The 17,739-nt window shown below is 29.4% G+C and carries 4 protein-coding genes; all 4 read left to right on the forward strand.

Annotation, left to right across the window (positions count from 1 at the left end):
* Positions 1–368: 368 nt before the first annotated feature.
* The 4 genes from zupT to HMPREF0202_RS02005 all read left to right on the forward strand — a co-directional run bounded on the left by zupT (position 369) and on the right by HMPREF0202_RS02005 (position 17,687).
* Positions 369–1,169, forward strand: a complete 801-nt coding sequence (zupT, locus tag HMPREF0202_RS01990) for a zinc transporter ZupT (RefSeq protein ID WP_040406094.1) — start codon at positions 369–371, stop codon at positions 1,167–1,169.
* Between the two features lie 146 nt (positions 1,170–1,315).
* Positions 1,316–13,786, forward strand: coding sequence for a DUF11 domain-containing protein (locus HMPREF0202_RS01995; protein WP_023051722.1), 12,471 nt, complete (start codon positions 1,316–1,318; stop codon positions 13,784–13,786).
* A 260-nt stretch (positions 13,787–14,046) separates the two neighbouring features.
* Complete coding sequence (locus tag HMPREF0202_RS02000; protein WP_023051723.1) at positions 14,047–17,109, forward strand: hypothetical protein; 3,063 nt, start codon at positions 14,047–14,049, stop codon at positions 17,107–17,109.
* A 17-nt stretch (positions 17,110–17,126) separates the two neighbouring features.
* The gene (locus HMPREF0202_RS02005; RefSeq protein WP_023051724.1) at positions 17,127–17,687 is read left to right on the forward strand and encodes an SDR family NAD(P)-dependent oxidoreductase; all 561 of its coding nucleotides are present in this window, start codon (positions 17,127–17,129) and stop codon (positions 17,685–17,687) included.
* Positions 17,688–17,739 lie beyond the last annotated feature (52 nt).

A 17,739-nucleotide genomic window follows, 5' to 3' on the forward strand; every position in this document is an offset into this window, starting at 1 on the left:
ATTATATATATTTTCTAATTATTTTATTACATATATCATTTTATAACATCATTATTTTTTAATTACTTTTATAATTTTAAGACCATATTTAAGGTATTTTACTTGAAAAACAAATGTAAATATCTACTTTTTCATTTTTTTGGACAAAAGTTAATTTTTTTGACTCTCTAATTTTGAATTTAAAACGTTCGTTTGAATTTATCCTTACAAAGGTAGAATTACTTATAAAATCAACCTAAAGTCTTCAAAACTGCCTAAAATACCCATTCAAATATTTGTATTACACTCCCTTTTTATTTTACTTTGACTTTCAAATATTTTATTGATATAATTAATGTGAAATGAATTTTATAGAAAGAGGTATTTATATGAACAATATTTTATTTGCATTCCTTTTAACACTCGGTGCTGGATTATGCACTGGAATTGGAAGCTTTATTGCATTCTTCTCTAAAAGAACAAACATAAAATTTTTATCAGTGACGCTTGGATTTTCTGCTGGTGTTATGATATATGTTTCATTTATAGAGATTTTCCCCACAGCTCAAGAATCACTTATTAAATTTGCAGGAGAAAAAAATGGAACAATTTTTACTGTATTTGCCTTCTTTGGAGGAATGCTTTTAATAGCTTTAATTGATAAATTAATCCCAAGTTATGAAAATCCTCATGAGGTAAAAAATATTGAAGATATCAATGATAAAACACTGGAGAAAAATAGAAGTTTGCATAGAATGGGAATCTTCTCAGCATTAGCTATTGGTATTCATAACTTCCCAGAAGGATTAGCAACTTTTATGAGTGCAATAGATAACCCCACTCTAGGAATTTCTATCGCAATAGCAATAGCACTGCATAATATTCCAGAAGGAATAGCTGTATCAGTCCCTATTTACTTTTCAACTGGAAGTAAAAAAAAGGCTCTTATGTACTCCTTCTTATCAGGAGTATCAGAACCTCTTGGAGCAGTAATTGGATATTTAATATTGCTACCTTTTATGAACGATTTAATTTTTGGTATAATTTTTGCTGGAGTAGCAGGCATCATGGTCTTCATCTCCTTAGATGAACTACTTCCTGCAGCAGAAAAATATGGCGAACACCATTTATCTATCTATGGACTAATAAGTGGAATGATTGTCATGGCAACTAGTTTATTAATATTTTAAAAAAAGAGCAGTTCACAAATAAGTGAATTGCTCTTTTTTTATCCAATATTTTTTATAAACTATTCTTTTAAAAGTTCAGTTATAAATTAAAAGATTTTTTCGAATTTACAGTATAATTTTTATAGAGAATTAATAGGAGGGATTAGATGAGAAAAAGGGGATTAATTTTTCTTGTTTTTTTTATTATATTGTCTCAGACAATGCTAGCAATAGAATTTAAATTAACAAGATTAACACCACAAAATGGCTATGATAATGGCGATGGAGTTGAATATCAACTTACATTAATAAATAATACTGATGAGGGGGTAGGCGGAACTCTTTCTTTTCCATTAGCTAGTTTAACTTCTAATCTAGATGGAGGAGGGAATGGATTAATTTTTAACAATCTTCAAAATAGTTCACAAATAACTGGAAAATATACTTTTCCTGGAAGTTTTTCATTCACTGGTAATTTAGAAGTAACTGGACTATTTATAGATGCTGGTGGAAGTATAACATATACGGTTAAAGGAACTATAAATCCAGATGTAAATGGAACAATTCAAGCTACTGCCAATTTTACAGGTACTTCAGGTGAAAATTTTACCGAAACTAACTCCATGGATAGAGTTCATTATGATTTGGAAGTTAATAAAACTTCAACACTTCCTTATTACGAAAAAGGCGGAGTAGTAACTTACAATATTAGTGTTGTGAATACCGGATTAGCACCTGTTAAAAGTATTGATATAGAAGATATTCTAGATAGTTCAATTTTTATAAATTCTAATATTATAGCTTCGTCAACAGGAGTTGGAACAAATCCTGGAGTCTATTCCACTTCTGGAAATTTAAATGCCAAAGGTGCTTATATAGCAGTAGATGGAAGTATAACTTACACAATAACAGGGCAGCTAAATGATACTTTTATAGGTACCCTTAATAACAGTGTTTCTCTTACTTCTAGAAAAAAAACGCAAAAGGTGGATGCCAATCCTATAGATTTGGTTAAATATGATTATACCTTTGAAAAAATAGCTTTAAATCCTAACGGTAAATATAACCCCGACGGAGCAGTAGCATATAAGTTATTAATAACAAATACAAGTAAAAGTATTCCCATAACAAAGATGAGTTTAATGGATTATTTATCTCAAATTTACTCTACCGATGCAAATGGTAATCAAGTTTTAGCATTTGATACAAGCAGAATAATTGTTATACCATCTGTAGGAACAGCAAATAGTTCTATAGGAACCATATCGTCTAACTCAGACTTAAAAATAACAAATATCTCAATAGCTCCTGGAGACTATGTCAGTTATATAGTTAGAACTTTTGTCAATCCAAATATTGTTGGTGAAATTAAAAATACTGCTCTTATTTTAGACAGAAATGGAAATAATCTAAGCTCAAAAGATAATGGTCTAACATCTAAACCAGCAAATATTGAAATTTTAAAAAAATCTTTAAGCAATGATGTTTATATCCCTGGAAATCCTATAAAATATTTACTTACTGTTAAAAATACCGGTCAAGGTATTGGATATAATCTAACTGTATCAGATAATATTACAAATATTAAATCTTTACTTGCTAATTCAGGTGCAATAGACTCTCAAGATATTGATGGAAATCCTGCGGCTACATGGAGCATCACTGCTAATTTAGGGGATGAATCCATAAATAGTACTTCTAATCTTCTTAAAAATGGAGGAGTATTAAATAATGTTGACTTAAATGATAATAATGTAATTATCTATCCAGGAGAAGAGATAAATTATGATATAACAATAATAACCAAAGATACTTCAATTGGAGCAATAACTAATACTGCCGAAATAAACGGCCAAACATCTTCAGCTACATATAATCCAGCTGAAGTAATTACCACAGGGAATGAATCTATAACAATTGTTAAATCTCCAAATCAGAGTGAATATACTCCAGGTGGAACAATTAGTTATAACATAATTGCTAGAAATTTAGATACTAAATTTGCTAATAACATAACAATCACAGATGCTCTTTCTAAAATAACAGCTTTAAATACAAATGGAGACATTTCTTCTGTTGTACAAAATTGGAGTTTAAATTTTATATCCAAAACAGGTAATGGAACTGCTCAAGGTGAATTTAATTATGGAGGAGAAAACCCTGGAACACAAGACTTATCAATAGTAGCTGATTTAGGCCCAAGTGGAGAAGTTATCTACGAATTAATAATTAAAGTTAATCCAAATATTGTAGGAAAAATTTATGATGACGATTTATTAGGAAATGTTGTTGAAAATGGAAATGGAATATCTATGTCTCCTTACAAGTTGGAATTACAAAAAGAGGTCAATGAAACAGAATATATTCCTGGACAACCTATTATATATACAATAACTATAAATAATACAGGTAATGGAACCGCTGTAAATATACCTATTCAAGATATCTTTTCTAATATAAAAACTACTCTTGTTACAGGCGCTCAAGGTCAAGCATATACCAAAACAGTCGTAACTGGAAATATTTATGATTCTAAAGGAAATATAGTTTCATCAGGTCCAGATAAAACTGGAATAATTAATGAACTTATCAATCAAGATTTAAATGTAAAAGCTATAATATCCCCTGGAAATCATATCGTTTACACAATTATAGCTACGATTAATCCTTTAGCAGATCAAAGAATTATAAATACTGCTCTAGTTGATGGTGAGCTAACAAGTGATCGAGGTATCGTAACAAAACCAACAAATGTGAGTATTAAAAAGAGTGTTAATAGTAGTTCTTATCCAAATAACCTAGATTCTAATGGAAACATAATTATAAATGAAAAAGAAGTTATTATCTATACATTAGAAATTGAAAACTCATCCTCTAGTGGACTAGCTATGAATATTCCTGTTAAAGATAGTATTTCAACTATAAAAGCTGAACTTTTATCAGGTAATGAAGAGTTAGTTTTTGAACCTGGATGGACAATCGATACACAGTTAATTGGAGAAGGAACTTCTATTTCTGGAAATTCAATTGAAAATGGAAAAGATATAGATACTAGAGTAAATATCGCTCCAGGAGGAAAAGTAATTTTTACAATAACTGGAAACGTTAATAACAACGGAACACAAATTTTTTACGGTACTTTTACAAATAGTGCAACTGCAGATGGAATTATATCTACAGTTACAACATCACCAAAAAATCCATTTTTAAGAGTTTCTAAATCTTCAATTAATACAAATTATATTCCAGGAGAAACAATAGAATATACAATAGTTGTAGAAAATATTGGTAGCGGTTATGCAAATAACGCCGCAATAACTGATTATTTAAGTAATGTTGTTGATGGAGCTAAAAATAAAGCTTTTTCATCTTGGACAATAACAGGAATACCTAAAGGATATGGAACAACTATTGGAAATATAAGCGATAACAACGATATAAATACTACAGTTGATATCGCTCCAGGAGGAAGTATTACTTATAATATAGTCGCTCAATTAAATAAAAATTTAACAGGAATAATTACAAATGAAGTTCAGGTGTATGATCCACAAAATGGAAATATAAGTACCGCTTCAGCTAGTGAAGATAATGCCAACGAAGATGGAACTATTTTTATCAGAAAAACTACTGATATACCATCTATAATACCTTTAAGTAATTTTACTTATATAATTGATGTTTTAAATAACTCAAAAAATCAAATAAAAAATATAAGAATAGTTGATGATTTAAATACTATAATTGGTAATTTAGCTAATGAAAATGGAACTTCAACAACTGATATTACAGGTCCAGCTTTTTTATCTTGGACAATTTATAGAGGTGGAAAACAAATAAATATTGGACCTAAAGACAAGTTAGATGATTTAATTAGCAATTTAAATCCACAACAAGGTGTTGAATATAAAATTATAGCAACTCCAAATCCTAAACTCTTAATGCAAAAGTTGAAAAATACTGTTAATGTTTATAATGGAGAAAATGTCATAGCTAGTAGTTTTATAGAAAATAATGTTTTAGGCTCTACTGGAGGAATAACTAGAAGTGTTGTTCCAAGCAAATACATTCCTGGAGATACATTAACATATACAATAAAAGTAGCTCCTAATAGTGTTGGCTATCTAAATAATTTTTCTATAAATGAAGAGATAACTAACTTAAATGTAAATCTTATGAACGGAACTCAAGGAAATGTATTTTTCAATCCTAGTACAGGGAAAAATGAATTTAATGTTCAATTTTTACAAAATGAATCAAATATTTCAAATGGAACTATTCCTATTCCACTAAAGGATATAAAACCAAATAATAATTTAGTAGGAGTTGTAGATGTTGCTCAAGGAGATTATTTAGTTTATAAAATAACTGGAAAAATTAGACCTGATATTTTAGGTGATATAAATTATAATGGTTTAATTACAACTTTTTATAGACAAAACCTTTCTATTACAAAGCAAGTTGTAGGTGGAAATTATTTTCCAGGACAAGCTTTAACTTATCTTTTAAGAGTTGAAAATAATAGTAAGGGAAATGCTGGTCAAGTTTCTCTAAAAGATAACATTGGAATCATACAAGTTGAAAGTTCTAAAGGTGGAAATATTCCTGCATTTGTTCCAGGAAGTATAAAAATTATTAATATTTCTACTGGAGGTTATGGTGCTAATGCTCCTATCCCTTCTGATCCAGCAAATATTGATGTAAAAATTGATGTCCCTACAGATGGATATATTCAATATGAAATTTCCGCAACTGTTACAGATACAGCTGTTGGAAAAATAATCAATGAATTGGATGTGGATAGTGATACAGTTTCAGCTGGAACAAGCTCACCACAAAATAGATTTTTAGTTACAAAAACAATGGATAGATACTTAGATGTTGACGGCCTCACTGCTGTCAGTGCAGGATATGTGCCTGGTGGATATATTCAATATACAATAACTATCACAAATCAAAATGCAGGTATAATAAATAATTATCCTGTAAAAGATTTAATTGGAGATATAAATACAAATTTAGCTATTGGGGGAGTTGGCAAAGCTTTTGAAACATGGTCTATAACTGCTGAAAAAGACTCTTCTAGTGCTACAGATTTTGGTATTTTTAAAAATAATCAAAATTTAGACACGACAGTAGATATAGGGCCTAATGGATTTATAAAGTACACTATTTTAGCTAAAGTAAACACTTTAGCTGTTGGAAGTTTTACAAACTCTGTAAATGTTAACGGTGTTATTCGAACTTCTCAAACAGCTCAAATGGCACCAGAGGTAATTGTTCATACAAAGAAAGTCTACGATTCTACAGGAACTACAGAGATTACAAATTACGCTCCTGGAGATACTGTTATTTATAAAATAGATATTCAAAATGTTGGAAAAGGAACTGCTTATGGTAAAAGTTATTTAGATACACTAACTTCTATTCTATCAAATGAAGCAGGAAATGGATCTACTAAAGTAAGCCCCTTTGGAAACAAATGGATAATTGATACAAAGAAAACAGGAGATATAACTTTAACAGGAGCTACTTTACCACAAAATAATGAAAATATATCAATTAGTAATATGATTATTTCTCAAGGTGGAAACGTAACCTTTACAATAACAGGTACAATAGGAAATAAAGTATTTGGTGATATTTTAAATACATCCACTTATGGTCAAGATTCACAAACTGCACTATTAAAACCATATCCTGGAGTTATATCAACAACTAATATAATCAAAACTTTAAATGGAAATACATTTACAGGTCAGGCATATAAGCCTGGAGATAATGTTACATATGAAATTACAATTAGTAATACTGGAAAAGGTATTTTAAACGATGTTACAATAACTGATATGTTTACGAATATATTAACTGAAGAATCAGGAACATCTAGCTTAACAAAAGCTCTTCAAAATATATCAGTTGGTCTACCTCAGGTTAACCAAGGTGAAAATTTTGTAGAATCTATTTCAGGTGATAGTTCTACACTTATTAGAAAAATTGCAGATATACTACCTGGACAAACCATTACAATATTAACTTCTGCAACCATTAGTAAAAAGGCACTGGGAATAATATCTGAAAACCCTTTAATGGTAAACGGTGTTGAAACTAAGTCATCTACAATTATTTCGGAACCAGCAATTTTAGAAGGCTCTAAAACTTTAATTACACCATCTAGTAAAATATATAAACCTGGAGATACTGTCCAATATAAATTAACTTTAAAAAACAATGGACTTGGTTATGGTAACAACATAGTTCTTAAAGATCTGATTGGTGATATAAAAACAGAAATTGTAGGAGGTTTTCAAGGAAATGCATTTACATCTTGGAACGTAGTATATAATGGCCCTACTGGAAGTGACTTTGCTAACTATACATATTTAAATGGAAATATTAACGGAACAGCTGGATTAAATACAACTATTGATATTGGCCCAGGAGTTGAAGTTTCCTTTAACATAGATGGAGTTTTAGCTGAAAATATAGTTGGAAATGTTGTTAATACAGCAACTTTAGGTGATAAAATTTATACAGCAGAAGCTATAACATTAAAACCTGCTAGCTTATCTCAAATTGAAGTAACTAAAATAGCTTCAAGCTCAACATATACACCAGATGGAAATATTGGATTTCAAATAATTGTAAAAAATAACTCAGATACTACAATTAACAACTTATTACTAACTGATTTAATAAGTAGTATAAAAACAGAGCAAGCTGGTGGAACAGTTAATCAAGCTTTAAAATCTGGCTGGTCAATAACAACAAACATAATAGGTGATTTTGAAAATTCAGCTATTAAAATCCCAAGATTTGGAGATTTAGTTAATAGTGAAATTGATTTAGCTAAAGGAACTCAGTTAACTATAAATATAGCTGGTCTTGCAAGTTCTAAATCTTTAGGTAAAATTAAAAATAGTGCCAATTGGAGTTATAACGGATCAACTTCTGAAACTAATAATGTAATTATAGAACCTGAAATTGGAACTTTAAAAATTTCAAAAAGTGCAAATCTTTCTAATTATATTCCTGGAGAAACAGTTGAATATATATTAAATGTTCAAAATATTGGTAATGGATACGTTAATAATGGTGTCATTATAGATGATCTATTAAATAGAACAGTTGAATTAGTGGATGGTACGACAGCACCAGCTTTTAGTAATATAAAACTTGTCAAACAAACATCTGGTTCTAATACTGTTTTAGGTCCTCCTAATTTGAGTAGTGGTTACTTACAAAATTCAGCTGATATTTATCCTGGAGATACTGTAAAAATAATCATTAGTGCTATTGTTAACGCAAAAGCTTATGGATCAATCACAAATACTGCAACAGCTGGATTATCTAAAGATAGCGTTACTCTCGAATCTGTAGATGGTGCTTTAATTGCAAACAAAACTGTAGATAAATTAAATTATTCAGATGGAGATACTTTAACCTATACAATAAATTTAACAAACTCAGGTCAAGGATGGTTAAAAGATATACCTGTAATAGATGAATTAAGTAAAATCCAAACAGAGTTTGTTAATGGAACTACATCTCTAGCTTTTGAAAGTCCAACAGATATAAATCAAACTATTAACATTGCACCAAATTCAACAGAAAAAATAATATTATCTGGACAATTAAAAACAGGAACAATTGGAGATATAATAAACGCTGCCAATGTAAATGGAAGTTTTACAAATGAAGTTACTTCAACTCCAGTGATAAAAGATTTAAATTTAACTGTAACTTCTAATGAGTTCTATAAAACTGGAAATGGTATAAATCCAGCTGAAAAAAACATTATAAATTATACTATCACTTTGACAAACGATGAACAAAATACTGCTGCTGCAGATATAGTTTTAACTGATGATATTTTAAATATCTTAGTTGGAAGTAGTCTTAAAAATACTATAAAAGCTTTTACTAGCTATAAAGTCACAATGTTTAGTTATCCTCAAGGAGATAATATTGTATCAAATATTGAATTAAATAAGGATATTATAGATAAACCCATTATTGTTAGTGGAGCTTTAGAAAAAAGTGGAAAAATAGTCATTGAGTTAGAAGCTACACTAAATGAAACTGAGGTTGAAGGACCTATCGGAACTATAACAAATTTGGTTAAAGTTACTCAAGATAACAAATCAAATAGTGCCGAAACAAATGTATTACCATCAGTGCCAAGTCCACGTATTACAAAAACTATAAAAAGTATTGGTGGCAATAATTATACTCAAGGGAAAACTTATTCTCCTGGAGAAGAAATCATTTATGAAATTCTTGTTGAAAATAATGGTGATGGATATTTAAATGATATTTCTTTAATAGATAATATTGATTTTTTAGTAACAGAGTTAGCTGGAGATAATATTGGAAATGCTTTATCTCAATATAACTGGAGTTATGTTTCTAATAGTAAAAGAACTTTTATTCCTAGTGATACTTTTAAAGCAAATACTTCTTTAAATACTGTACTAACAATGGCTCCTAAATCGAACATTCTAATAACGTTAACAGGAATAATTTCTGAAGAATGTTTAGGGACAATCCCTAGTAACCAAGCTAAATTAGGCACTTTAATCTCTAGAACTCCTGTAATTTCCCCTGCTCTTGGAAAATTAGAGCTTACCAAAACCTTAACTTCAGAAGCTAAGTATATCCCTGGAGGAACACTTAGTTATGAAGTTAAAGTTGCTAACACTGGTCTTGGATATTTAAACAACATAAAAATCCAAGATTTAATAGGAAATATACAAACTAATTCCATAGGAGGAAAAATATCACCAGCATTTTCTAGTTGGTCTGTTTCAGGAAAACCAAGTCCTATAGACGGAATTGTATATGCAGAAAACTCTTACCCTAATACACTTAATTTAGATGATACTCTAGATATTGCTCCTGGCGTTGCAGCAGTCTTTACAGTTTCTGGAGTTGTCAATAAAAACATTTATGGTGATATCACAAATAACGCTATCGCAACAAATGGTATTGAACAAAAAAATGCAAGTGTAACTGCAGTAAGTGAAAAAGCTACTGTTTTATTGAAAAAATCTTTCAATAATTCAACATATTCTCCTGGAGGAAATCTTAGTTTTACAATAACTATTGAAAATACTAGTTCTGCTATTGCTGCTGGACTAAATATTAAGGATTTTATTGAGAATATGGAAGTGGAAACAATTGATAGCAGTAAAAAATTTCCTTTTAAACCTGGATATCAAATAAATACATCTATTTCTGGAGATTCACAAAATACTTCCTTAAATATTCCAACATCAGGAAATATAGATGTAACAGGAGATTTAGCACCTAATACTGTAGTTACAATAAATATAACTGGATTTGCTATAGATGATGCTATCGGAGAAATTTCTAACACTGCAATATTAACTTACGATTCAAACACTACAACTAAAGTTGCAGCAATAAAACCAAATACTGGAACTATTGTAGTAACTAAAACCTCTACATCAACTGAGTTTATTCCAGGTAAAACACTAATCTATAATATAAAAGTTACTAATAATGGAGAAGGATATGCATCAGGAGTTCTTATCCAAGATAATTTATCTTTAAGTGGAGCTTTTGATTTAACAACAATTACAGCAACACCTACATGGGATAGTTTATCTAAGGTTAGTAATTTAAATATACAAAATGGAATTTTGACAGCTACTGCTGATATACACCCTGGAGAAAGTATAAATATACAAGTTCAAGCTATTGTTTTACAAACTAGAATTGAGCCTATTATTAACACTGCAGAAGCTACATACTTAGGAACAGCTTTTAATAATTCAATAACTCTAAATTCTGTTCCAGGAGTGTTGAGTATAAATAAAAATCAAAGTGCTGGGTTCTATGAACCTGGAAATCAACTTTATTATACATTAACTATAGAAAATACTGGAGATGGTTGGTTAAAGGATACAACTATTTATGATAATCTTGCAGTTATTCAAACACAAATTTTAGGTGGTGGAATCGGATCAGCTTTCCAAATTAATAGTATAGGGGCTTCAATTATAGATCAAGGTATAAGTACTCTAACTATTAACCAAAATGAAATCTCTAAAGGAAATCTATTAGTTAAAGGAGATATAGCTCCTAATACTACTGTGACTATTGTTGTCGGTGGAAATACTTCTGAGAATGCTATCGGAATAATACAAAATACAGCACGTGTTAGTCAAAATGGAAATACATATAAAAGTAAAACCGTAATTGCAATACAACAAATACCAAAACTAGAACTAAAAAAAATAGGCGACAATATCGAATATGAAGTTGGAAAGCCTATAAAATATACTATAACTATTATGAATAACACTGTAAATAATGCTCGTAATGTTCTTTTAAAGGATTTAATCTCAAAAGTCACAGTTTTAAATTCTAATGGAGAAATCGTTCCTGCCTTTAAACCTGGTTGGAAAGTTAGCTATACTTCAGATCCATTGAGCACTATAACTGGTGTTATTGAAAATGGAAAAGATATTAATGTAACTATGGATATCCACACTTTTGATACAATAACTTTCACTATAGATGCTATAGTTATTGACAATGCCATAGGAACAATAAATAATACTGTTATTGCAAGTGAATTTGGTGATCCTTATTCATCATCTTTTGAGTCTCTACCAAAGGACTCTGAAATAACTATAACTAAAACTCCTCAATTAGAAAAATATATCCCAGGAGAATTATTAACTTATGATATAACTGTTTCTAATATTGGACTAGGATATGGTGATAACATAGTCGTTCAAGATATCTTAAGCGATATCTTAGTTACGACACCAACTGGAAACATAAATGCTTTTGATATATCATCAGCAAGAATAAAAGTAAAAAATATATCTTCTGGTATAGTTACAACTATCAAAGATGAAGTTAAAGGTATTGACTTAAATGATACTTTAGATATGCCTCCAAATTCATCTATAACTTATGAAATTAGTGCACTTGTAGCACCTAATGCTATTGGTTCTATAAAAAATATTGCTACAGCTGGAGGAGTTACTGCAGAAAATATAATATCATCTGAAAACTATAAAATAGCAGCTAAGATGACTCAAGAACAAACTGTTTATGTTCCAGGAAAAGAGGTACAGTTCGATTTAATAGTTGAAAATATAGGATTAGGTTATGCCTATAATATTGATGTTAAAGAGATAATAACAAATAGTTTAACTTTTGGAGTCTCTGGAAATAAATTGAAAAGTTTTAATTCTTGGATAATATCAAAATCAGAAAGTCAAAATTTAGTTATAAGTAAAGCTAATGATTTATCAAATACTGATGTTGATGAAGTTGTAAATATCCCTCCAAAGGGTATTGTTACTTATAAAGTAACAGCTATTGTAAATCCTGAATTATCTGGAGATATTATTGTAGAATCAGATGTTTTAGATTCCTTAAATAAAGAGGAGTTTAAAAATAGTGTAACATTTATTCCACCAGAAGCAATTTTATCTTTGTCTAAAACCTCAGATAAAGATAGTTATGGTGATGAAGATGAGTTTGTTATCTATACTTTAAGTATTGAAAATAAAGGTATTGGAAATGTAAGCGGTATTGAGGTAAGTGATTTAATCTCATCTTTAAAAGGAAAAAATGGAAACCCTTTATTTACAGATTGGACAGTTACAGTTAAAGAAAATGGAACTATTGCAAATGAGAGTATTCTAGTTAAAGATAATCAAGATATAAACAACAGTTTAAATTTAAGATCTGATGGACAAAATAAAATAGTTTATACTATAACTGGAAAAATTAATAAAGGTATTGATGATACAATAACTAATATTTTTACTGCGAAAAATCCTTTAACTGGAAAGATTGATACAGCCAGTGTTACAAATTATATAAAGAAAATTCCTGACAATGAAGGAGAACTAAAAGTTATTAAAAGAGCGCTTAAAAAAGATATAAAAATTGGAGAAGCTGTTGAATATGAAGTAATTGTAGAAAATAATAATGAATCAAGATTTATTAATGTAGTTCTAAAAGATCTTATTCCTCCTGGTTTTAAATATGTGAAAGGAACTACAGAATTAGTTGAATCTGGGTCAGATGGTATTTTAAATACAAGTGACGATTTAGCTAGTATTTCAGAACCTGTTTTAGGCAATGGATTAAACTTTCCATCTATTACTATGGAACCTTTTACTAAGTTTAGAGTAAGATATCTATTAAAGCCTAGTATAGGTGTGACTTTTGGAAAATATAAAAATCAAGCCTATATGACTTTAAACGGAAATAAAATCTCTAATACAGCTACAGCTACTGTTTCCATAATAGGTGATAGCCTTCTAGATACAGCTTCTATCATAGGAAAAGTATTCTTTGATGAAAATGGAGATGGGTATCAAAATGAAGGAGAAAAAGGAATTCCTGGAGTGAGGCTTATAACTCCTACTGGAGTCATTGCAATTACTGATAGATTTGGTAGATACCACGTTCCAGACGAGTGGGTTTATAGTAAAATGGGAGAAAACTACGAAATAAAATTGGATACAACAACTTTACCTGAGAACGTAGAGATTTTATCTGAAAATCCTCAAGTTAAAAGAGTTACACCTCAAGGATTAACTAAATTTAATTTTAGTATAAAAGGAGTAGATGGAAAAAAATAGAGGATAAAAACAGAATCTATTTAAAAGAGGGAGCTATCTGGGTTATTAATGATTCTATTGAGATAGAACCTGAATTAATTTTAAATCTACCTGAAAGAGTAGTTGTAAAAAATGGTGAATTAACAGAAGAACTAGATTTTACATTAAAAACAAACTATGGTGATTTTATAGAAAAATATGAGATTGGAATATATTCTCAAGAGGATTCAACTCTATCATCACCAATTGGAGTTATTTCTGGAGATAAAATCTATAATGATATGAAAATAAACTGGATTTTCCAAAAAGAAGATAGATTAGATTTTAAAACTGGAAAACAACTAAAGGTGAGATTGAAAGTTTGGGATAAATTTGGAAACTTCGACGCCACAGAAGTAGGATATATAGATCTTGTCTCTAGGAAACCTATTGTGGATTTATTTGATTATGAGAGCAAAAATGAGATTTTTTTACAAATACAAAACATTCCACTAAATACTGGAATGGCTCGATTCACTGGTGATGGTTTAAAGGATGTTGAAAAAGTTTACATTGGAGATGATGAATACGATGTAGATCAAGATGCTTTTATTGCTTCTAAATATATGCCAAGTGATAAATACAATATTCCAGTTAAAGTAGTAGATAAAAGTGGGAATGAAAAGGAATATTCATTAAAAGTAACTTTACCAGAAACTTATTACATGGCTACAGGAATAGCTGATTTCTCAATAGGAAGAAATTATATATCTGGAAATCAAGAAGTTTTAAATGTTGATAATCCATTTGGACCTGAATATTTTGCAGATAATATATATAATGAAGGTAGAATAGCCTACTATGGAAGAGGAAAATATAAAGATAAACTTAGATTTGTAGCTCATATAGATACAAAGGCTAATAGTGTAAATGAAATGTTTAACGACATTTTAAAAAGAGATAAGCAAACTTTATTCCAAAGAGTAGAAGATACAGATTATGCTTATTATCCAACATATGGAGATAAATCATATATTTATAGAGATGTTGAAACTGATGGAAAAATATATTTAAAACTACAGTATGAGAAATCCTCTCTTATGTGGGGAAATTATAATACTGGCTTCACAGGTTCTAAATACATGCAATATAATAGAAGTTTGTATGGAGCTAAAGGAAATTATACCTCAAATGAAACAACTAAATTTGGAGATAATAAAAATAATCTAACTGCCTTTGCATCTGAACCAGACTCTTTATATGGTCATGATGAATTTTTAGGAACTGGTGGAAGTTTATATTTCCTTAAAAATGGAGATATTTTATCTGGAACTGAGAAAGTTTGGATAAAAGTTATTAATAGTAACACAAGCTTAACTGAGAAAGTTATATATCTTCAAGAAGGAAAAGATTACGAATTTGATCCTTATCAAGGTAGAATTATCTTAAATAAACCTCTAAATGGAGTTACATCTAATATAAATGAAGATATAATTCAAGGGTCATCAAGTGGAAATTATTACTCGTACCTGATTGTAGATTACGAATACATTCCAACAAACTCTCAAAATATGAACGAAAAAGATTATGGTCTTCGTGGAAGAACTTTTATCAATGATCATATAGGAGTAAGTGGAACATATATAAAAGAAAACAAAGAGGGTAAAGGATATACTTTAACTGGTGGAGAAGTGATTTTAAAAGCCACTGAAAATTCATATTTTAAAGGTGAGGTGAGTAGAAGTGAAGGAGTCCAAAGTGACAACTCATTCTTATCATTTGATGGCGGTTTAAACTTTAAAAAGATAGGTAGTGATATTGAAAATATCTCAGGAAATGCTTATAGTTTTAGTGGAGTTTTAAATTTTGCTGATTTAAATCCTATAGTTTTCTCCCCTTATGGAAATGATGTAAGAGCTTGGTATGAGAAAAAAGAATCAGGTTATTCTTTTGCATCTGATTTAGGAGATAAAGAGCTTGAAACTTACGGCGGTGAGATAAACTTTAGAAACTCTGATAGAATGAAAACAAAACTTAAATATGAAAGTATGGAGAAAAAAGACTATTTTAATTCTTTAATTGATAAAAAAGAAACTGCAGGAATTCAATTAGAGTATCTAATAACAGAAAGGATATCTGCGGGATTAGCTTTTAATCATGTTAAAGAGCTTGATCAAAATGAAATTGGAACAGGAGATTTAATTGGAGCTAGAGTAGAATATGAAATTGATGAGAATACAACAATTTATACAGAGGGACAAATCACTGTAAGTAAGAGTAATAACTATGAAACTAACAATATCATAACCTTTGGTGGAGAGAAATCTTTAACTGAAAAATTAACAGTAAATGGAAAAACTAGTTTTGGGACTAGAGGAAACTATACTGAAGTTGGTGCAGATTACAACTTAACAGATGATTATACTGTATATCTTGGATATAGTATGGATGGAGAAGAGGACATCAATAAAATTACTGGTGGACAAAGAGCTCGTTTAAACGATAAAATCAACATCTATCAAGAGAATCAATTTGTAAAAGAATCTGGAAGAAATGGAGTTATGCAATCTTATGGTGCAGATTATGAAATTTATGAAGATGTTACTTTCGGAGCCTCTTTCCAACTTGGAAAAATTGAACTTCCTGATAATGAAGGAGAAAGTAAAAGAAAAGCAATCTCTCTATACTCAAGAGTGGAAAAAGCTGATTTTATGTTAAAAAATAAAATAGAATATCGAGAGGAAAAAGAGGATAAAAAAATTAGACAATATTTAACAACAAATACTTTTAACTATGTTTATAGTGATGAATATACATTTGCAGGTAAAGTTAACTTTGCTTTTACAGATGATATTGAAAATTATAAATTTATAGAAAGTAGTATTGGTTTAGCATATAGACCCGTTGAAAATGATAGACTAAACTTTTTATCTAGATATACTGTTATTTTAAATGAAGATCCAAAAGATTCAGATAAATCTAAAGCTTATATTATAGAGTTTGAATCAATTTACTCTCTAACAGAGAGATGGGATTTAGGACTAAAAACAGCTTACAGAAAAGAACAAGATACATATATTAGAGCTTCTGAAAATTCTGTAATTATAAACAACAATATATATTTAATTGGATTAAAAGCTAATTATACAATTTTAAATGATTGGGATATATATGGGCAGTATCACTGGTTAGTAGATGAAAAAGAAAGTGATGTTGCTTCTGGAGCAATTGTAGGAATTTACAAAAATATCCATCGAAATCTAAAATTTGGAGGAGGTTATAACTTCTCAGTATTTAGTGACAACTTAGGTGTAGATGATTACAAAGCTCACGGATGGTTTATAAATGCAATTGGAAGATTTTAAAAAAAGTTAGGTGAATTATGGAAAACGATAAGTTAAAAAAGATTTGTATTATTACTGGAGGAGCTGGTGGCATTGGTTACCAGCTTTCCGAAGGCTTTAATAAAAAAGGATATAAAGTAGTTGTTTTAGATATTAAAAAGCAAAAAGAACTTTCAAAAGATATTGATTTTATAAAAGTTGATTTGAGATTAGAAAATGAAATAAAATATGCCTTTTCTCAAGTTATAGAAAAATATGGAACGGCTCACATACTTATAAATAATGGAGCTATTTCAAATTTTAACAAAAGTATCGAAGATATCTCTATCAATGAATTTGATGATGTTATAAATGTCAATCTTCGTGGAAGTTTTATATGCTGTAAGGAGTTTATAAAAGCAAATAAAAAACAAAACTATGGGCGAATAATAAATATTGCATCTACTCGGTGGAATCAAAATGAAGCTAACTGGGAAGCTTACGGTGCTTCAAAAGGTGGATTAATCTCTATGACTAACACTCTTGCTATCTCACTTTCTAAAACACCTATTACTGTTAATGCTTGTTTATTTTTAGCTAATCCTGAAAATGATTTATGAATAGTAAATAATTTACAAATAAAAAAGTAGAGGGCAACCATCACAAATCCCT

The sequence above is a fragment of the Cetobacterium somerae ATCC BAA-474 genome, assembly GCF_000479045.1.
In the GTDB taxonomy this organism is placed as follows: Bacteria; Fusobacteriota; Fusobacteriia; order Fusobacteriales; family Fusobacteriaceae; genus Cetobacterium_A; species Cetobacterium_A somerae.